Genomic DNA, 18,900 nt, shown 5'->3' on the forward strand with positions numbered 1-18,900 from the left:
TCTATGGTTCATCCCCATCCCGTTCACCGTCGCCTCACCGCGGCTTCGTGGAAGTATCTGGCGTCACGAACATACTCGTGTTCCGCCTGTATCCGCCAGCCCTTCAGCCAGATATTTTCGTGGTTTCGTGGCGGGGGCGTCAGCTCCCCATGGGTGCCTCCTCCAGAACGCTGGCGCAGCGGTGGCAGAGGGTGGGATGAGTATGATCCTGCCCCACCGTTTCGCTGACCATCCAGCAGCGTTCGCACTTTTCCCCCGGTGCCCGGGTAATGTCCACCCGGAGGCCCGGGATCTCCGGTATCTCCAGGCTGCCGTCCGGGGCATCCTCCTCCGGCCGGTGCAGGGTGGCCTGGGAGACAATAAAAATGGTTGCCAGTTCCGCCGCCATTGGTTGCAGGAACTGGTACAGGACGGCATCAGGGTAAAGATGAACGGCGGCATTCAGGGAGTTGCCCAGGTCCTGCTCCTGGCGGGCGCGTTCCAGAGCCCGGGCGACGCCATCCCGCACCTGGAGGAGCCGCTCCCATTTTTTCGCCAGCTCATCATCCAGGAACTCGGGTTTGACCCGGGGCCAACCGGCCAGCTGGACGCTGAAGGGCTTGTCGCCGGCTGCTGGCAGGTAGCGCCAGATCTCTTCCGTCGTAAAGGCCAGGATGGGGGTGAGGAGACGCACCAAGACATTAATGGCCTCATAAAGCATTGTCTGGGCCGAGCGCCGGCCCCGGGAAGCTGCCGGCCAGGTATACAGGCGATCTTTAATTATATCTAGATAGACGGCGCTTAAATCGACGGCACAGTAGTTGTGGATGCTATGATAAACCACATGGAATTCATAATCGTCGTAGGCCCGGGTAACCCTGGCTGTCAGGCGTTGCAGGCGGTCCATGGCCCAGCGATCGATCTCCAGCATATCTTCCCTGGCTACCTGGTCCTTACCTGGGTCAAAATCGGCCAGGTTGGCCAGGAGGAACCGGCAGGTATTGCGGACCTTCCGGTAGGCCTCGGTAATCTGGCGCATGATATTCTCCGAGGCCGCCACATCGCGCCGGTAGTCGGCCGAGGCCACCCAGAGGCGGAGGACATCGGCCCCCTTCTGGCGGATTACATCTGCTGGATCAATGCCGTTACCCAGGGACTTGGACATCTTGCGACCCTCTTCATCCACCAGAAAACCGTGGGTCAAGACCTGACGGTAGGGGGCGCGGCCCCTGGTGGCCACCGCTGTCGACAGGGAGGAATTAAACCAGCCCCGGTGTTGATCGCTCCCCTCCAAGTAGAGGTCAGCCGGCCAGGCGAGCTCCGGCCGGGTGGTCAATACAGCGGCGTGGCTGGAACCGGAATCAAACCAGACATCCATGATATCCGTTTCTTTGCGGAATTCCTTGCTGCCGCACTCCGGGCACTTTAACCCCGGCGGTACCAGTTTCCCTGCTTCCCAGGCGAACCAAACGTTGGAGCCGTACTCCCGGAAGAGTTCCTGCAAATGGCTGATGGTAGCGTCGTTGATGATCTCCCGGCCGCAGCTGGCACAATAAAAAATGGGGATGGGTACCCCCCAGGTACGCTGGCGCGAGATACACCAGTCACTGCGGTCGGCCACCATGTTATAAATCCGGTCTTCGCCCCAGGCCGGGATCCATTTAACCCCCTTAATAGCCGCCAGGGCCTGCTGCCGGAAACCCTCGATGGAAGCGAACCACTGTTCCGTAGCCCGGAAGAGAATGGGGTGCTTGCAGCGCCAGCAGTGGGGGTACTGGTGCTTGATAAAGCCAAAATGGAGAAGGGCGCCCCGCTTTTCCAGTTCTTTGACCACGGCCTTGTTGGCGTCATCGACAAAAAGCCCGGCGAACTGGCCCCCTTCCCTGGTAAAGCGGCCCTGATCGTCCAGGGGTGATAACACCGGCAGGTGGTAGCGCATACCTACCTCATAGTCCTCCAGGCCGTGGCCCGGGGCAGTATGGACGCAGCCGGTGCCCTGCTCCAGGGTAACATGTTCACCCAGGATAACTACCGAATCCCGGTCCATGAGGGGGTTGCGGCAGATGACTCCTTCCAGCTCGCTCCCGCTAAAGGTGGCTACCACCTGATAATCCTTTAGGCCAAGGAGCTCCAGGACCTGGCGGTGGAGTTCGGCAGCCATGAGGAGCCGCTCCTCCCCTACCTGGACCAGAACATACTTAAACTCCGGATGCAGGGCGGTGGCCACGTTGGCCGGTAGGGTCCACGGGGTGGTGGTCCAGATAACAATGGAACTCCTTTGGGGCTCAAAAAGACCGCGGGCGTCCACTACCGGGAATTTGACATAAATAGAGGGCGAACGCTCTTCACCGTACTCCACCTCGGCCTCGGCCAGGGCTGTCTCACAGTCAGTACACCAGTAAACCGGTTTTAATCCCTTGTAGATATAGCCTTTCTTGGCCATCTCGCCAAAAACGCCGATCTGGATGGCCTCATACTCCGGCTCCAGGGTAAGGTAGGGGTGCTCCCAGTCGCCACGTACCCCCAGGCGTTTGAACTCTTCCCGCTGGATGTTGACATGCTTCAAGGCGTAATCCCGGCAGCGGTTACGGAATTCCACCACATCGACGGCATGCCGGTTAAGACCCAGGTTTTTGATGGCCTGTTGCTCAATGGGGAGGCCATGAGTATCCCACCCGGGCACGTAAGGGGCATCGTAGCCGTTCATGGAATGGTACTTAACAATTATGTCCTTGAGAATTTTATTCAGGGTATGTCCCAGGTGCAGGTGACCGTTGGCGTAGGGCGGCCCGTCGTGGAGGATAAACTTGGGCTTACCCTTGTTGGCCTCCTGGACCTGGCCGTAGATGTCATTTTTCTCCCAGAACTTGAGGATCTCTGGCTCCCGCTGGGGCAGGTTAGCCCGCATGGGAAAATCAGTGCGGGGTAAATTCAGGGTTTTACTATAATCCACTTACGCTCGCAACTCCTCTAAAGGCCTTGATTATCCTACAAATTATACCTTTCCCTGCCGGCCGGGGTCAAGTTAAGCCGTTACCTGGTGCCCTTGTTCCTCCGCCGTCGCTGCGGCCTGGGCGTCCGCCCGGTCTTCACTGTCCAGAAGTTCCAGCTGGGCCTGCAGGAGGGAGCGCAGGCGCATTTTAAAGGCCCTGGTGCCGGCCTCCAGGTCCTGTTGATAACGCTCGGTCTTTTCCGCCTGGAGCCGGGCCTGGTTTAAAATCTCCCGGGCCTGGTTCTCCGCCTCCTGGATCTTCAATTCTGCTTCCCGTTGGGCATTTTGACGCATTGCATCGGCCGTCTGCTGGGCCATGACCAGGGAATCCTTCAGGGTCTGCTCCAGGCGGGTATATCGCTCCATTTCTTCACTCAGGCGCTGGTTTTTTTCCCGTAATTCCTGGTTTTCCCGGTAAACCTGGCCGTAATCACGCAGGATCTGCTCCAGGAATTCGTCTACCTCTTCACAGCTATAACCACGAAAACTGCGGTGGAACTCTTTTTTGTTAATATCCAGGGGAGTCAGCACCTCGGCGGCCTCCTAACCCATATGCAGAATAAAAGTGATCAGCAGGCGCTCCACCAGTTGCAAAACCAGGACGGCGATAATGGGCGAAAAATCAATGGGTATAGTTGTACGCGGCATCAGGCGGCGAAAGGGAGCCAGCACCGGCTCCGTAATCTCATAGATAAACCGCATTATCACGTTGTCGGGATCATGGGGAAACCATGAGATGAGGATCCGGGCGATAATCAGCCAGTTTAAGACCTCAAAGGCCACCCGGACCAGGACTGCCAGGGTCTGCATGCCATCTACTCCTTATTCAAGTTCACCGGCCCGCAGGGTAGCAGCCTCGACGGCCCGGATGAGGGCTCCCCGTACGCCCCGGTCTTCCAGTATAGCCAGGCCGGCGATGGTGGTCCCCGCCGGGGAAGTTACCCTGTCCTTCAGGATCCCGGGGTGCTCACCGGTGGCCAGGACCATCCGCGCGCTACCCAGGAGGGTCCGGGCTGCCAGTTCCAGGGCTACCGGCCTGGTCAATCCCTGGCGTACGCCGCCGTCGGCCAGGGCTTCAATAATCATATAAACGTAAGCCGGCCCGCTGCCGCTCAGTCCGGTGACGGCGTTCAGTTGTTCTTCCGGCAGGACCATGGCCGCGCCAACGGACCGAAAGATAGCCAGGGCTTGCTCCAGGATCTCCCCATCTACCCGGGAATTGGCCGCTAGGGCGGAAACCCCTTCCCCGACCAGGGCCGGTGTATTGGGCACCACCCTGACCAGGGGCACCTCCCCCAGGTATTCTGCCAGGCGGGAAAGTCTGACTCCCGCTACAATGGAAATGATCAGCTTGTCCGGCGAAACCTCCAGACCGGTTAAAGCCTCAGCCAGATTCTGGGGTTTAATGGCCAGGATTATTATATCCGCCGTCGATACTAACTTTTCCCGGCCAGGCACCGTTTCCAGGCCGTAGCGCAACTCGAGTTCTTTTAATCGTGACGCCCGGATGTCATAGACCTTGATCTGCCCGGGCCGGACCAGGCCGGCCTGGAGAATACCCCGGATCAGGGCTTCGCCCATGGCGCCGGCACCCAGGAAACCGATATTTGCGTCCACTCTTTAGCCCCCTGCTATTTACCCCGGCCGGCTGCTTCCAACCAGTTAAGGTTGGCCGGTATTTGTTCTTCCAAATCGCCGCTCAAGTCGACGTTGCTGGTGGTAAACAAAAAGATACCGCCGGTCACCTTGCGCACCCGCCCCCCAAGGGCGTAAACAGCGCCGCTCAAGAAATCGATAATTCGTCGCGCCTCTTCCAGAGGTATGCTCTCGACGTTACAAATCAGGGGCCGGTAGTTCTTCAGGTTCTCGGCCAGCCCGGCAGCCTGCTCAAAGGACTGGGGCCGGGCGATAACCAACCTTACTGCATTGCGCGCCGTCGGCAGGCCCACCAGCTTGCCCTTCGCCGGGGTCACCGGAGCCGTCTCCAGTTCGGGTAGGGTTTTCTCCACCACCGGCTCCTCTTCCTCGTGGCCGTAGCCCAGCCAGTTGATTAAACCGTGCCAGAATGCCACCTTAATGCACCTCCGCCTTCTTACTGTAATCCCGGGCGCCAAAGATTGCCGCGCCGATCCGCACCATGTTAGCGCCGGCTGCAATAGCCACCTCGAAATCATTGGTCATGCCCATGGACAGGTAAGCCATGTCCACCCCGGGCAGGTGCAGGCCGTCAACCTCCCGGCGCAAAGCCGCCAAACGCTGGAAGACCGGCCGTACCTCTTCCGGATCTGCTACCAGGGGTGCCACTGTCATCAGGCCGCAGATATGTACCCCCGGCAGGCCGGTAACTTCCCGCACCAGGGGGATAACGGCTTCAGGCATAAGGCCGAATTTACTCTCTTCCCCGGCTACATTGACCTCCAGAAGGATGTCTACCTTACGCCCGGCAGCACTCGCCCGTTTGTCGATCTCCCGGGCCAGCTCCAGGGTGTCCACCGAGTGGATCAGGGCTACCCGATCCCACACCTGGCGCACCTTGTTCCGTTGCAGGTGACCGATTAGGTGCCACTTGACCCCATTGATGTAGGGTTGTTTAGCCAGGAGTTCCTGGACCCGATTCTCGCCCAGGTCCTGGAGGCCGCAATCTACAGCCTCCTGAATACGTTCCACCGGGACCATTTTTGTGACCGCCACCAGGGTAATATCCTCTGGCCGGCGCCCGCTGCGCCGGGAGGCAGCCGCAATCCTCTCCTGCACCCGGGTAATATTTTCCCTCATGTTAACCATGCTTTTCCCCCACGTAATTCTTTATACTTTCTACATATTTATTGGAAATCCTGCTTACCGACGTTCTAATTCATTAACCATCTGGCCACCTGGGGACGCAGGACCACCTCGGCCCCAGCATCCAGGCCCCGGACGGCTACCTGGTCCCCCACCTGACCCACTACTGATACTGTTTGCCATTGCAAGTCCCTGGCTCCCAGGAGGTAAACCCCCTGCTTCCCTTCCGGTCCGGTGGCCAGGGCTGACGCCGGGATGATGATCCCCCGGTAGCGGTGCAAAACAGCTGCCACCTGCAGCCGGCGGGGCAACAGCCAGTTGTTATCCCAGGTAGTAACCTCGAGAATAGCCGCCTGCTGGTTACCTTCATCCTGGAGGCGCAGCAGGCGCGCCTCGACATCACCATCACTGCCAGGCACCTTCAGGGTTACCTCCCGGCCCTCCTGCCAGCCCGCCGGCCGCTCCTTCAGGGGGGCATACAGGCGCAAGGGAGCCAGGTTGTTAACCAGGCGGACTACAGCAGCCCCTTCCTGAACCTGGCCGCGGGCCGTCACCGGCCGGGCCAGGTTTACCAGGCGCTTTAAATCCTGGTAGCTGATATTACCCAGTTTGGCCGGCTGCAGGCTCCCTTCCAGGCCGTCCGTCTCATAGGAAACCTGGCCTGGGCAAGGGGCTTTCAGGTCCACCGGCTGGGCACCGGCCGCCACTGGAAGGAGACGGGCAATGGTGGCTCCCACTGGCACCCGTTCTCCTTCTGGTACCACGGGGGTCAGGGTACCGGTTACCGGCGCTGTCAGGACTTGCTCCTCCCGGGCGATATAGACCTCCAGGGGGAGGTTGTCCTCCAGGGTGCCCTTGTCCACCGGCTGGATAAGTAAAAAATACCAGGCAACAGCCCTGGTCGCCGCCCTGATACCAGACCAGGCCACCAGGATAAGTATTGCCAGGGCCGCCCCCCGCAGGAGCCATGGCCCCAGCCGCCGGCGTCGCGGCCGGGAACGGGCCGGGGGCGGTAAAGGATTGTAAGCCGTCTTCATAGCTATGACCTCAAGGCCAGTAAGGCTGCCTGGCGCCCGGTGCGGCCGCCAGAGGCGCGGTAGGAAAAAAAGTTTTCCGGATGGCAACAAGTACAGATACCCGCTGTGACTATGTGGTCGGGCCGGAGGCCGGCTTCCAGGAGGCTCAGGTAGTTGGCCCGGGGCAGATCCAGGCGCCAGTGATGGGGGCCATCGGGTACCAGAAACTCCTCAGTAGAGGCCAGTTCTTCCTGAACTGCAGCGGCTACCCGGTCGTCCACCTGGTAACAACAGGGACCAACTGCCGGTCCAATGGCTGCCAGGAGGTCGGCCGGCCGGCTGCCGAATTCAGTTGTCATCCTGGCCACCGTCCGGGCCCCCACCTTAAGGACCGTCCCCTGCCAGCCGGCATGGGCTAAACCAAGGGCCCGGTTTACCGGGTCCACCAGGTAGAGGGGGACGCAGTCGGCATAAAAGGCCACCAGGGTCACCGCCGGGGTGGCGGTGACCAGGGCATCAATACCCGCCAGGGCGGTGGCCAGTTCCCTGACCCCCCTCCCGGTTTCCTCCCGGCCCACCCGGGCAACTTCATTCCCGTGGACCTGGGCGCCAATGACCCAACTAGCCAGGGGCTGACGCAGAGCCCCGGCCAGCAACCCCCTGTTGGTCAGAACAGCCTGGGGGTCATCGCCAACGTGTAAGCCCAGGTTTAAAGCGTTATAAGGAGCTTTGCTCACCCCACCCCGGCGGCTGGTAAAGACAGCCCTGACCGGGGCCCGGGTCTCTAAAAACGTGACCCGCAGGTAAGCCAGGCCCCCTTGATCTTCCCAGGTGAAGCCTGCCAGAAAAACCACCCCTGCACCTTATTATAACATAAAGGCCGGGGATCTTAAGCCCTGTCCCGGTGCACCGGTGACGTACTGCTGTAGCTTTCGACCAGGATTACGTCCACACCTATTTTAATCACATTCTCCCAGGGAATTATCAGATCTTCATCCCGGCCAAAAAAGAAAAAAAATTTGCCTCCCGACCCGGGAACAATTAACGCCTTAACCCGCCCCTCCTCCAGGTCCAGGTCAATATCCTTAATTATACCCAATCGCCGCCCGTCAATAACATTGATTACTTCCCGCTGGCGCAATTCAGCTACCCGGATCACCGCAACCACCTCCGGGAAAGGCTCCTGTTAATTCCAGTATATGATGGGCGGTCTCAAAAAAAGAAAAAAACCAGCAGTGCCGGCTTTAGGGCCACAGGCTGGCCAGGTACTGGCGCGAGATTTTAAATATGTCTGCTATCTTCCAGCGCACGATTAAAGTTTGTTCTGGCGCCTGCTGCTCCACTGGGGCCGGATTGAGCATTAAAACCGGATGGGCCGGGGCCGCCGGGGCAGGAGCCGTAGGAGCAGGCTCAACCCTACCGGCGATATCGACCAGGCACAGGGGTGGGAAAAGGACGCACCACCAGTTCTGTCCCTGACCGGAACCGATAACCACGCGGACAGCCTCGTATTCTCCGGCCGGCAGGACGGTATTACCATAGGCCCGGGTCGGAAAGTCAAAATCCCCAAATTCCGCCTGCACGGGATAACTCCGGCCCTCCCGCTGGATCTGGTCTTCAGCGGCCGCAGTTATGGCCGCCAGGTTGGTGCTCACCAGCTGCCGGGCGGTAGTTATATCACCGGCCCGGGCCAGGTTCTCACCGACCCTGGCCAGGACGGCATCCCGGACGTGACGTTTTAGTTCCTGGTCGCCTGGTGTATCGCTGTTGGCAATTACATGCAACCTGATTAAATTATGCGAATTATATGCCGGTATGGCCTCCCGTTGTTGCCACGTTGAGCCTCCTGTCAGGATCACTACCCCGGCCATTACCAGCACCAGCAGGGACCTTCTTAGCGTCGACACTCCTTGACACTCCTCACCTTTTAAATATACTTCCGCATATGTTGCAAGGCTGCTTTTTCCAGCCGGGAAACCTGGGCCTGGGAAATACCGATCTCGTCGGCGACTTCCATCTGGGTCTTACCTTCGAAAAACCTTAAGGAAAGAATCAGGCGCTCCCGCGCATTGAGCTTGTTCATGGCTTCTTTGATGGCGATATTCTCCAGCCAGTTGATGTCCTGGTTCTTCTCATCCCCAATCTGGTCCATGACGAAGATAGGGTCGCCGCCGTCATGGTAGATCGGTTCGAAAAGGGATACCGGTTCCTGGATGGCGTCCAGGGCGAAGATTACTTCCTCCTGGGGTACCTTCAGGTGCTGGGCCACCTCGGCCAGGGATGGTTCCCGGGCCAGCTGGTTGACCAGGGTATCCCTGATCTGCAGGGCCTTATAGGCCACATCCCGCAGGGAGCGGCTGACCCGGATGGGGTTATTATCCCGCAGGTAGCGCCGGATCTCGCCGATGATCATCGGGACAGCGTAGGTGGAAAACTTAACATTTTGGCTGAGATCAAAGTTATCGATGGCCTTCATCAGGCCGATACAACCAACCTGAAAGAGGTCATCCACATGTTCACCCCGGTTGGTGAAACGCTGGATAACACTCAGGACCAGGCGCAAATTGCCGGTAATGAGTTTCTCCCGGGCTTCGGCTTCTCCAGCCTGCAGCCGCTGAAAGAGCTGGCGGATTTCGTCGCTCTTCAGCAGGGGTAACTTGGAGGTATTCACACCGCAGATTTCTACTTTGTTAAGCAAGGATTGCGCGATACCTCCCGTCTTGGTTCTGGGATAATTATTGCCCTGGCTACCTGTTTTTATACCGCCTGGCAAAAGGGGCATAATAAAAGAGCCCTGCCGGACTCTCCGAAAATTAGTTTTTTACAAAAATAGTTACTGCTGTAATGCGTTCTACGGGCTGGTGGGTACAGGCGGAAGGCGACTTGGTTCGAGGCGTAAGCAAACTCAGCGAAGCCGCAGCGAGGTAGCGGTGAACGGGATGGGGGAGCAAGGCTGAGCACCAAGTTTGCTCGCCGAGAACCATCGGAGCCTGGAGTTGTACCCACCAGCCCCCTTACCCGTTTGTGTCATTAATTACTCCATACGGGCGATCTCTTTGCGCAGGCGTTTGATAATGCGTTTTTCCAGGCGAGAAATGTAGGACTGGGAGATACCCAGGATATCGGCGACCTCCTTCTGGGTCTTCTCCACCCCATCCAGGAGGCCAAAACGAAATTCCATGATCTTCCGTTCCCGGGAAGAAAGCTTGCGCATAGCTATCTGCAACAGCTTGTGATCTACTTCTTCCTCAATAGATTTATAAATAATATCATTATCCGTACCCAGGACATCGGAGAGGAGGAGTTCGTTGCCGTCCCAGTCGATGTTTAAGGGTTCGTCAAAGGAAACCTCGGCCCGGGTCTTATTATTGCGGCGCAGGTACATGAGGATCTCATTTTCGATACAGCGGGAGGCATAGGTAGCCAGCTTGATCCTTTTTTTGGGGTCGAAGGTGTTGACGGCCTTGATCAAGCCGATAGTACCAATGGAAACCAGGTCCTCAATGCCCACGCCGGTGTTTTCAAACTTGCGGGCAATATAAACCACCAGGCGCAGGTTGCGTTCAATGAGGACCTTTTTCACGGCGGCATCGCCGTCTTCCAGGCGCAGGAGGAGATCCGATTCCTCATCACTGGAAAGGGGCGGCGGCAGAGCCTCACTGCTGCCCACATAAAAAATCTCCGCCAGCCACCTGAACTTGAGGGTCAGGCTGTAGTACAGTAATTGCAGCTTCATTTTAGCCATGTTTAACAAGCGCTGGACCACCAGCTTCTCCCCCTCAGTAGCTCATACTCCATTCCAGCAAATCCGGGTGCAGCAAGGCCCGGTAACTGCCCTCCGGCGATAACCGTTCCCGGTAGAGACCGATCAAAACTTCCTTAATCTTAATCATCCGCTCGCTGGTCACAACGACCACTTCATCAGGGCGTAAACCCAGGAGCATCCCCCGGTCCTGTCCCAGGGAGTGAAAGGGAATCAAGCGCAAGCGGGCGGCCCAGGGCGAGGCCGCCAGGGAAGCCGCCAGGTTTTCAAGATCCAGTTCTCCCTGGCCGTTATAGGCTTTAACAATCTCCGGCGGCAGGATCCCCTGCAAGGCGCTGTACTCGACGATAATTACCGGCCGCTGGGAAAGGGGATCCCGCAGGCTGTTGCCGGTATCTACCAGGGCCTTGACGGCCAGGGGCCGGCCGCCGAAGGAGATGACCACCGGCAGGTGCAGCATTTGCTGCCAGATATTTTTCTTCAGCCAGCCCGTCCCCCAGCGAACCAATACCCCGGCGGCCGCCATAGCGGCCAGGAGCCAGGTGTAGTGCAGCCCGGGCCCAACTACCAGGGCCCCGCCCATAACCTGTAAACTACCGCCACTGCCGGTTAGGTAGATACCCCCCAGCATAGCCCCGCCCATGGCAAAGGCCACCAGGTAAAAATAAACCAGGACCTGGATGAGACGCCGCCAGGTGAGGGGATAAAAGGTTGCCAGCACCATCAACAGGGAAAAAAGGACCTTGATCCCCAGAAGTAGCAGGGATGCCCCGGCGGGAAAAAGAAGCGCCAGGGAATAAAGGGCGCCGATGCCGGCGCCGGCCAGCAAGCGCCAGGGCGAAGCCGGCAATTGCCCCAGCCTGGCCGTCGCCCAGAGGATCAAAAAGTCCATGACCAGGTTGACCACCAGAACCACATCAATATAAACCACCGGCACAGGCATCACCCCGGCTTGGCAGGCCTAATTATTACCATGATATGAGCTTTATGCCAGTTTCATAACTACAGTTATTATATTACTTTCTCCAGGAAAAATTTGTCAGATAGTGGGGTGAAAAAAACCTGTTACTTAAAGTAACAGGTTAAATGGCAATTATTTAACGCCGGCGGAGGAAGGCCGGTATATCCAGGTCGTCAATGTTAAAGGTCTTAACGTCCAGTTCCGGTTCCCGGGTGGCTGCCGCCTGGTCGGCGGCCCCAGCCGCCTTCACCTCAAAACCGGTGGCGATGACCGTCACCCGGATCTCATCCTTCAGGCTCTCATCAATAACGGCACCGAAGATAATATTGGCTTCCGGGTCAGCCGCCGCGGCCACAATCTCCGCTGCTTCATTCACTTCCAGCAGGCCCAGGTTGCTGCCGCCGGTAATGTTTAAGAGGACACCGCGGGCGCCTTCAATGGAGGTCTCCAGCAGGGGGCTGGAGATGGCCATCCTGGCTGCTTCCACCGCCCGCTTTTCTCCGGTGGCCCGGCCAATACCCATCAGGGCCGAGCCGGTATCCGTCATAATAGTCTTGACGTCGGCGAAGTCCAGGTTAATCAACCCCGGCACGGCAATGAGATCGGAAATTCCCTGGACACCCTGGCGCAGGACGTCATCGGCAATCCGGAAGGCTTCAATAATGGAGGTCTGTTTATCGGCTACCTGGAGCAGGCGGTCGTTAGGAATGATGATCAGGGTATCGACCTTGGTCTTTAACTCGGTGACCCCAGCTTCCGCCTGGCTGGCCCGCTTGCGACCCTCAAAGCTGAAGGGGCGGGTGACAACCCCCACCGTCAGGGCACCAGCCTCCTTGGCAATCTGGGCGACCACGGGGGCGGCGCCGGTTCCCGTACCGCCACCCATACCGGCGGTGACAAAGACCATATCCGCACCCTGCAACCGCTGGGCGAGTTCCTCCCGGCTCTCTTCGGCCGCTTTCTTACCGATCTCCGGGTTGGCCCCGGCACCCAGGCCCTTGGTCAGCTTGGCACCGATCTGGATCTTCTGCTCGGCCTGGCAAAGGCGCAGGGCCTGAGCATCGGTATTGACGCTGATAAACTCCACCCCGCGTAAGCCGGCAGCAATCATGCGGTTAACGGCGTTATTACCGCCGCCACCTACTCCCACCACCTTAATGGCGGCAAACTGGTTGAGATCGCCGTCCTCGAATTCCAGCACCCGGTACTCCTCCTTTTTATGCTTAGAAAAGTTCATGCCACCAGCTTTTTAGCCGTGACCAGAAATTCTCCCACCCTGTTTCTCTGGCAGCGGCCGCCTGGGGGTGGGCCAGGCGACGGGCGCCGTAGTTCACCAAACCGGCGGCGGTGGCATAGGCCGGCGCAGCAACCATATCCGCCAGGCCGCCGCTGCCTTCCGGCCAGCCCAGGCGCACCGGCATGGCCAGGATTTCAGCCCCCATGCGGGTAATCCCCTCCAGGAGGGCGCCACCGCCCGTCAGGACCACCCCACCCGGCAATAATCCCTGGAACTGAGCGGCATTTATTTCCCGGCGCACCAGGGTAAAGATCTCTTCCACCCGGGGTTCAATAATGGAAGCCAGCATTTTCCTGGTAATCCGGCGCTTCTCCTTGCCGCCGACGGGGGGTACTTCAATAACCTGGTTATCAGGGATGTTATCCGCCAGGACACAGCCATGCTCTTTCTTAATAATTTCCGCCTGGACAATGGGCGTCCGCAGGCCAACGGCCAGGTCGCTGGTGATATGCTCGCTGCCAATGGGCAGGACCGAGGCAAACCATAAACCGCCCTGGGCGATGATGGCGATTTCCGTGGTCCCGCCGCCGATATCCACCACCACCGCCCCCAGCTCCTTCTCAGCCTGCTGGAGGACGGCCCCGGCCGAAGCCAGGGGGCTTAAAACCAGCTCGTCCACCCCCAGGCCGGCCCGCTGGACGCTCTTCATGATATTCTGGACGGCGGCCCCGGCAGCGGTGACAATCTGGGTCTCCACCTCCAGGCGGGAGCCGTACATGCCAATGGGGTCCATAACGCCATCATAGCCGTCGACTATGTACTGGCGGGGCAGAACATGAATGATGCGCCGTTCCGCCGGCAGGGGTATCACCCGGGCCGCCTGAAGGACCCTGTCCACGTCTGCCACGCTGATCTCCCCGTCCTCACCGGCGACGGCGACAACCCCCCGGTTGTTAATCGAACTGATATGGGGTCCCGTCAGGCCGACATAGGCGGAGTGGACCTGGCAGCCACTCATCCGCTCGGCCTGCTGGACCGCCCCGGCTATCGCCCGGGCTGTATTTTCAATATCAACAATAATCCCTTTACGCAGGCCACCGGACGGAGTTTCACCCAGGCCAATAATATTCAGACGGCCCTCCAGCGTAACTTCCGCCACGATCGCGACCACCTTGGTGGTGCCAATATCGAGACCGGCAACTATATTGTCTTTGGGCAAACTCCGGCACCTCCAGGTTTCCCCAGGTTCTTCAGGCTGTTATGCTGTTATGAAGAGAAATTCAACATTAATTCCGCTTTCCCTTTTTTTACAGGCGCTTTTTCTTATCTTTTTAAAAGGTGCCGCCGAATTATAGCCAGGTTTTGGAAAAGGCGGACCCCAAAAACCAGCACCGCCGCCAGGTAAAGTTCCACCCCCAGCTGGTCGCCGATATAGGCCAGAAAGGCTGCCAGCAAGGTGTTGGAGAAAAAACCAGTCAGGAAAATGGCGTTATCGAAGTTATCCTCCATGCTCGCCCGCAGGCCGCCGAAAACCGAATCCAGGGCTGCTAGTACAGCTACTGACATATACTTGCTATAAATAACCGGGATTTTGACCGGTAGGAGAAGGCCGGCTATAACACCGGCCAGAAGGCCGATTAACGGTACCCACATCACTGTTTCACTCCTTTTTTGGCCTGGCCCTGGGCCGGGTTACCGGCCTGGGTGAACTTAATTACCGGCGGCCCGGCAAAACTGACATCAATATAGTCTATGGCGCTATTAGCGGGTAGGCCCTGCAAAGCCTCGTGCAACCGGTCCAGTTTAGCGGCTACCTGCTGGCTGTCACCAAACCGGACCCGGATCTGGCCGGCCCAGATGAGCTGCAGGTTGCCGGGCGCAGGGGCGACTATCTCCCGCAGCTGCTTTAAATCAGCGGCCGGGACCCGTTGTAAAACCGCCAGGGCGGCTGCGAGGGCCGGATTTTCAATCCGGGAACCGGGGCCAAGGTTTTCCAGCTTATCAATACCGGAAATGAGGGGTAGATTCAGGGAGCCAACCTGGAATACCCGCTCCATGACCACCCCGGTGGCATCCACCAGGAGGAAACTGCCGTCAGCAACCAACAGGGCCACCGGTACTCTTTCCCGGATCTTGACTAGCAGGGTATGGGGCCAGCGGCGGGAAACCTGGGCCCCGGCTACCAGGGGGTGGGTCGCCAGCCGCCGGGCCAGGGTAGCGGTATCCAGCTGCCAGAGGTTGGTACCCCTGGTCACCCCCAGCAAACCCTCCAGCTCAGCGGTGGCTATATGATCGTTACCGGTGATAACGATGTTTTCCAGGGAGAAAATGCCGGAATGGATAAAATAAAATAAGGCCGTAATCGCCAGGAAGAAAAACAGGAGGCGACGAATTCTCTGCCGGCGCCGCCGGTAAACCCGGGGCGAGTGAGCCGGGACAGCCATCTTCCCACCTCGTTTAATGCCATTATACCAGAAAGAACAAGCCTGTCCACTGGAAGAAGTGAGAAGTTAGATCACTTCTCACTCCGGCGCTGGATGTCGGCACCTAGATTACGCAGGCGGCTTTCCAATTGTTCATAACCCCGATCCAGGTGATGGATGCCTTCAATGCTGGTCTGGCCTTCCGCTACCAACCCGGCAATGACCAGGGCCGCCCCGGCCCGGAGGTCAGAAGCCTCTACCACGCTGCCGCTTAAAGCCGGGACCCCGTTAATCACTGCCACCCGCCCCTCGATTCTTATATCGGCACCCAGGCGCCGTAATTCAGCCGCCTGTTTATAACGGTTTTCAAAGATGCTTTCCACCATAACGCTCGTACCCTCGGCTACAGCCATGAGGGTCATAAACTGGGGCTGCATATCCGTGGGAAAACCAGGATAGGGCAGGGTCTTGCAGTCGGTGGCCTGCAGCCGTCCGGTTCCCTGGATGCGGATAGCATCCTTTTTGATGATCACCCTGGCCCCCATCTCCCGCAGTTTGGCCAGGACGGCCAGCAGGTGCCCGGGTTGACAATCCTGGACCAGGACGTCGCCCCTGGTGGCTGCAGCCGCAGCCAGGAAGGTGCCGGCTTCAATCCGGTCGGGGATTATCTTATAATTACATCCCCGCAACTCCTTGACCCCTTCGATGCGGATCGTATCTCGCCCGGCGCCATGAATCCTGGCCCCCATGGCATTGAGAAAGTTCTGCAGGTCGACAATTTCCGGCTCCCGGGCCGCATTATGCAGGTTAGTCACCCCATCGGCTAGGGCCGCAGCCATCATCAGGTTTTCCGTCGCCCCGACGCTGGGAAAGTCCAGGTAGATGTTCGTTCCCCGGAGCCCGGTAGTGCGGGCTTCAATGTAGCCCTGTTTCTCTGTCACTTCAGCCCCCATGGCCATTAAACCCTTGATATGCAGGTCCATAGGTCGGGAGCCGATAGCGCAGCCGCCGGGGTAGGGTACCCGGAAATAACGCGCCCGACCCAGCAAGGGCCCCATCACCAGATTGGAGGCCCGTAGTTGCCGCATTAATTCCGCCGGCACTTCCGGGGTCAGCCGGGCTTCAGGGGTAACCAGCAGGTCTTGGCCGCTGCGTTCCACTCGCACCCCCAAGGAACGGATTACTGCTGCCATGACGCTCACGTCCTGCAGGTGGGGCACTCGCCGCAGGCGGCACTCCCCGGTAGCCAGGAGCATGGCAGACATAATGGGTAAGGCGGCATTCTTGGCCCCCTGCACGGTTACCGTCCCTTCCAGGCGCCGGCCACCAGTGATAACTAATTCCTCCAAGGCCTATCCCTCCCCGACTATAGGCCTTCACCCCAAACCTCAATCTCCAGTTCCAGATTAACCCCCAGCTGGCTGGCCACCGCCTCCTGGACCCTGGCGATGAGGGCCAGGACGTCAGCAGCCGTAGCCTCCCCCCGGTTGATAATAAAGTTGGCATGCTTTAGAGCCACCTCGGCCCCACCCACCCGCCAGCCCTTAGCGCCCACTGCCTCGATGAGCTGGCCGGCGTAATAGCCCGGGGGATTTTTAAAGACACTGCCGGCATTGGGCCATTCCAGGGGCTGGCGGTCCCGCCGGCAACTTAGCTGGGCCGCGACCCTCTCCCGGATAGACGCGGGGTCACCAGGTTCCAGTTCCAGGCTGACGGCCACCACTATACCCGCCTGACGCAGGGAGCTATGGCGGTAGCTAAAAGTGACCTCCTGGCGGGCCAGGATTTTCCTGTTACCATCGGGATCCAGGATCTCCACCCCTGCAACCCGTTCCCCCAGGTAGCCGGCCGGGGTCCCGGCATTCATAACTACCGCTCCACCGATAGTCGCCGGGATACCGGCGGCAAACTCCAGCCCTCCCAGGCCATGTTCACTGGCGACCTGCAACAGCCGGGGCAACATGGTACCGGCGGCTGCCTGGAGCACCCTATCCTGGACAGTTATCTGGCGCCATTCTCGGGTTTGGACTACCAGCCCCCGGACGCCGCCGTCACGCACCAGGATATTGGAACCATTGCCCATAATATGCAGGGGCAAACCTTTCAGCCGGGCAAAGGCCAGGCAATAATCCAATTCCTCCCGGGACCGGGGCCGGGCCAGGAGATCGGCCGGGCCGCCCAGGCGCCAGGTAGTATGGCGGCTCAAAGGCTCGTAGGTTAAAACCTGCTCCTGCAGGCCGGGCTGCATTTCCCGCGCCAGGGCTGATAGTTTTGGCATGCTCAGGCTCCCACCACTCCGGACAGGGTTTGCTTCTCCGCCAAAAATTGGGCCAGATCCCGGCCAACTCGCCAGACGTCCCCGGCCCCCAGGGTTAATACCAGATCGCCCGGGGCACAGGATTCCTTTAAAAAGGCCAGGGTTTCCTCCAGGGTGGGCAGGTAGTAGACCTGCTGGTGACCGTTACCCCTAATCTCCCTGGTTATGAGCTGGGCACTAACACCGGGCAGGGGGGCCTCCCCGGCCGGATAGATATCATTGACGATGACCACGTCGGCCTGCTGGAAGACCTGCCCGAACTCCCGGTAAAGGTGGTGGGTCCGGGTATAGCGATGGGGTTGAAAAACAGCCAACACCCGGCGCGCCCCTACCTGGCTGGCAGCCGCCAGGGTCGCCTGAACCTCCGTCGGGTGATGGGCATAGTCGTCAACCACCCGGATACTCCCGTCGTCCCAGAGGATCTCAAAACGCCGCCCTACCCCCCGGAACTCCGCCAGGGTCCTGGCCATAGCGGCAAAGGGTACCCCCAGCTGGTGGCCCACGGCAATGGCCCCCAGGGCATTAAGAATGTTATGTCGACCCGGAACTCCCAGGGTCAGTTGTCCCAGGTACTGGTCCCGGTAGTAAATGGCGGCCCGCCCCTCCATACCGGCCAGCTGGACCCCGGAAACCCAGTAATCTGGTTGGCCCTTGAACCCATAGGTTAAAACCTGCTGGGTGCTATGTTCGGCCAGGGCGGCCACCCGGGGGTCATCAGCACACAGCACAGCCTTGCCGCCGGGCCGGACCTGCTTGATGAAGCTGGTAAAAGCTGCGACGATCCGCTCCAGGCTGCCGTAGTGATCCAGGTGATCGGCTTCAATATTGGTTATCAAGGCGATCTCCGGCCGCAACCATAGAAAAGAGCCGTCGCTTTCGTCCGCCTCGGCCACCAGGAAGGCGCCCTGCCCGGGGTAAACATTGCTGCCAAACTCCCGGACATAGCCGCCGATAACGGCTACCGGGTCCAAGCCGCCGGCTTGTAATGCCAGGGCCACCAGGGCCGAGGTGGTCGTTTTGCCATGGGCACCGGCTATGGCCACCCCCCGGTGGTCGTTAAAGAGCCGGGCCAGCAGCTCCCCCCGCTTGATTACCGGTAAAGACCGCTGTCGGGCGACCATCACTTCGGGATTGGTCGGCGGTACCGCCGAAGAAATCACTACTTCCTGTACCTCAGGGGCCAGATTGGCGGCATCATGCTGGTGGTAGATGGTAGCCCCGGCTGCTGCCAGGCTCCGGGTGAACTGGTTCTCCTTCAGGTCCGAACCCGAAACCCGGTAACCCCTGGTCATCAGGATCCGGGCCAGGCCGCTCATACCGACTCCACCGATGCCGACAAAATGGGTCCAACCCCCTGCTCCCAAGTCTGCCAACTCCTTCCTGGTGGAGCAAGCCCCGCCCCCCGGACCCGTTACACCTGCATCATATGCA

Annotated in this window: 20 protein-coding genes; all 20 read right to left on the reverse strand. The window is 59.2% G+C overall.

What is annotated here, in order from left to right; all coding sequences use genetic code 11:
• Positions 1-139: 139 nt before the first annotated feature.
• The gene (ileS, locus tag SDD30_RS00840; protein WP_434073024.1) at positions 140-2,932 is read right to left on the reverse strand and encodes an isoleucine--tRNA ligase; all 2,793 of its coding nucleotides are present in this window, start codon (positions 2,930-2,932) and stop codon (positions 140-142) included.
• A gap of 72 nt (positions 2,933-3,004) precedes the next feature.
• Positions 3,005-3,502, reverse strand: a complete 498-nt coding sequence (locus SDD30_RS00845; protein ID WP_434073025.1) for a DivIVA domain-containing protein — start codon at positions 3,500-3,502, stop codon at positions 3,005-3,007.
• 12 nt (positions 3,503-3,514) lie between these two features.
• Positions 3,515-3,781 carry a YggT family protein gene (locus SDD30_RS00850; protein WP_434073026.1) on the reverse strand — a complete coding sequence of 89 codons (267 nt, stop codon included), beginning with the start codon at positions 3,779-3,781 and terminating at the stop codon, positions 3,515-3,517.
• A gap of 12 nt (positions 3,782-3,793) precedes the next feature.
• Positions 3,794-4,588 (reverse strand): pyrroline-5-carboxylate reductase, encoded by a 795-nt coding sequence (proC, locus tag SDD30_RS00855; RefSeq protein ID WP_434073027.1) that lies wholly within the window; start codon positions 4,586-4,588, stop codon positions 3,794-3,796.
• Between the two features lie 14 nt (positions 4,589-4,602).
• The gene (locus tag SDD30_RS00860) at positions 4,603-5,043 is read right to left on the reverse strand and encodes a cell division protein SepF (RefSeq protein ID WP_434073028.1); all 441 of its coding nucleotides are present in this window, start codon (positions 5,041-5,043) and stop codon (positions 4,603-4,605) included.
• 1 nt (position 5,044) lies between these two features.
• The gene (locus tag SDD30_RS00865; protein ID WP_434073029.1) at positions 5,045-5,755 is read right to left on the reverse strand and encodes a YggS family pyridoxal phosphate-dependent enzyme; all 711 of its coding nucleotides are present in this window, start codon (positions 5,753-5,755) and stop codon (positions 5,045-5,047) included.
• Between the two features lie 65 nt (positions 5,756-5,820).
• Entirely contained in the window at positions 5,821-6,789 is a 969-nt protein-coding gene (locus tag SDD30_RS00870) for a biotin/lipoyl attachment domain-containing protein (RefSeq protein WP_434073030.1), read from the reverse strand.
• A 2-nt stretch (positions 6,790-6,791) separates the two neighbouring features.
• Positions 6,792-7,622, reverse strand: coding sequence for a peptidoglycan editing factor PgeF (pgeF, locus tag SDD30_RS00875; protein WP_434073031.1), 831 nt, complete (start codon positions 7,620-7,622; stop codon positions 6,792-6,794).
• A 35-nt stretch (positions 7,623-7,657) separates the two neighbouring features.
• On the reverse strand, positions 7,658-7,927 hold the full coding sequence (locus SDD30_RS00880; protein ID WP_434073032.1) for a PRC-barrel domain-containing protein: 270 nt from the start codon (positions 7,925-7,927) through the stop codon (positions 7,658-7,660).
• An 85-nt stretch (positions 7,928-8,012) separates the two neighbouring features.
• Positions 8,013-8,675, reverse strand: a complete 663-nt coding sequence (spoIIR, locus tag SDD30_RS00885) for a stage II sporulation protein R (protein ID WP_434073033.1) — start codon at positions 8,673-8,675, stop codon at positions 8,013-8,015.
• 20 nt (positions 8,676-8,695) lie between these two features.
• Positions 8,696-9,466 (reverse strand): RNA polymerase sporulation sigma factor SigG, encoded by a 771-nt coding sequence (gene sigG, locus SDD30_RS00890; protein WP_434073034.1) that lies wholly within the window; start codon positions 9,464-9,466, stop codon positions 8,696-8,698.
• Between the two features lie 336 nt (positions 9,467-9,802).
• Positions 9,803-10,504, reverse strand: coding sequence for an RNA polymerase sporulation sigma factor SigE (gene sigE / locus SDD30_RS00895; RefSeq protein ID WP_434073128.1), 702 nt, complete (start codon positions 10,502-10,504; stop codon positions 9,803-9,805).
• A gap of 43 nt (positions 10,505-10,547) precedes the next feature.
• A complete protein-coding gene (gene spoIIGA / locus SDD30_RS00900) occupies positions 10,548-11,468 on the reverse strand; it encodes a sigma-E processing peptidase SpoIIGA (RefSeq protein WP_434073035.1) in 921 nt (306 codons plus the stop codon).
• A gap of 160 nt (positions 11,469-11,628) precedes the next feature.
• Positions 11,629-12,693: a cell division protein FtsZ gene (gene ftsZ / locus SDD30_RS00905; RefSeq protein ID WP_434073036.1), complete on the reverse strand. Its 1,065-nt coding sequence runs from the start codon at positions 12,691-12,693 to the stop codon at positions 11,629-11,631.
• 22 nt (positions 12,694-12,715) lie between these two features.
• A complete protein-coding gene (gene ftsA / locus SDD30_RS00910; RefSeq protein WP_434073037.1) occupies positions 12,716-13,948 on the reverse strand; it encodes a cell division protein FtsA in 1,233 nt (410 codons plus the stop codon).
• A 104-nt stretch (positions 13,949-14,052) separates the two neighbouring features.
• Positions 14,053-14,382 (reverse strand): small basic family protein, encoded by a 330-nt coding sequence (locus tag SDD30_RS00915; protein WP_434073038.1) that lies wholly within the window; start codon positions 14,380-14,382, stop codon positions 14,053-14,055.
• The gene (locus SDD30_RS00920) at positions 14,382-15,173 is read right to left on the reverse strand and encodes a cell division protein FtsQ/DivIB (RefSeq protein WP_434073039.1); all 792 of its coding nucleotides are present in this window, start codon (positions 15,171-15,173) and stop codon (positions 14,382-14,384) included. Before SDD30_RS00920 ends, SDD30_RS00915 begins: the two co-directional genes overlap by 1 nt.
• Before the next feature lie 71 nt (positions 15,174-15,244).
• Positions 15,245-16,501: a UDP-N-acetylglucosamine 1-carboxyvinyltransferase gene (gene murA, locus SDD30_RS00925; RefSeq protein WP_434073040.1), complete on the reverse strand. Its 1,257-nt coding sequence runs from the start codon at positions 16,499-16,501 to the stop codon at positions 15,245-15,247.
• A gap of 17 nt (positions 16,502-16,518) precedes the next feature.
• On the reverse strand, positions 16,519-17,430 hold the full coding sequence (gene murB / locus SDD30_RS00930; RefSeq protein ID WP_434073041.1) for a UDP-N-acetylmuramate dehydrogenase: 912 nt from the start codon (positions 17,428-17,430) through the stop codon (positions 16,519-16,521).
• A gap of 2 nt (positions 17,431-17,432) precedes the next feature.
• On the reverse strand, positions 17,433-18,842 hold the full coding sequence (gene murC / locus SDD30_RS00935; protein WP_434073042.1) for a UDP-N-acetylmuramate--L-alanine ligase: 1,410 nt from the start codon (positions 18,840-18,842) through the stop codon (positions 17,433-17,435).
• Positions 18,843-18,900 lie beyond the last annotated feature (58 nt).

The organism is Moorella naiadis (nom. illeg.) (assembly GCF_051020825.1).
Lineage (GTDB): Bacteria > Bacillota > DSM-521 > Neomoorellales > Neomoorellaceae > Neomoorella > Neomoorella naiadis.

Bases quoted from the DNA above. Each gene is read 5' to 3' on its own strand.
- SDD30_RS00850 (WP_434073026.1), bottom strand. From the start codon at position 3,781: ATGCAGACCCTGGCAGTCCTGGTCCGGGTGGCCTTTGAGGTCTTAAAC.
- SDD30_RS00870 (WP_434073030.1), bottom strand. From the start codon at position 6,789: ATGAAGACGGCTTACAATCCTTTACCGCCCCCGGCCCGTTCCCGGCCG.
- SDD30_RS00920 (WP_434073039.1), bottom strand. From the start codon at position 15,173: ATGGCTGTCCCGGCTCACTCGCCCCGGGTTTACCGGCGGCGCCGGCAG.
- SDD30_RS00915 (WP_434073038.1), bottom strand. From the start codon at position 14,382: ATGTGGGTACCGTTAATCGGCCTTCTGGCCGGTGTTATAGCCGGCCTT.
- sigE (WP_434073128.1), bottom strand. From the start codon at position 10,504: ATGAAGCTGCAATTACTGTACTACAGCCTGACCCTCAAGTTCAGGTGG.
- murB (WP_434073041.1), bottom strand. From the start codon at position 17,430: ATGCCAAAACTATCAGCCCTGGCGCGGGAAATGCAGCCCGGCCTGCAG.
- SDD30_RS00865 (WP_434073029.1), bottom strand. From the start codon at position 5,755: ATGGTTAACATGAGGGAAAATATTACCCGGGTGCAGGAGAGGATTGCG.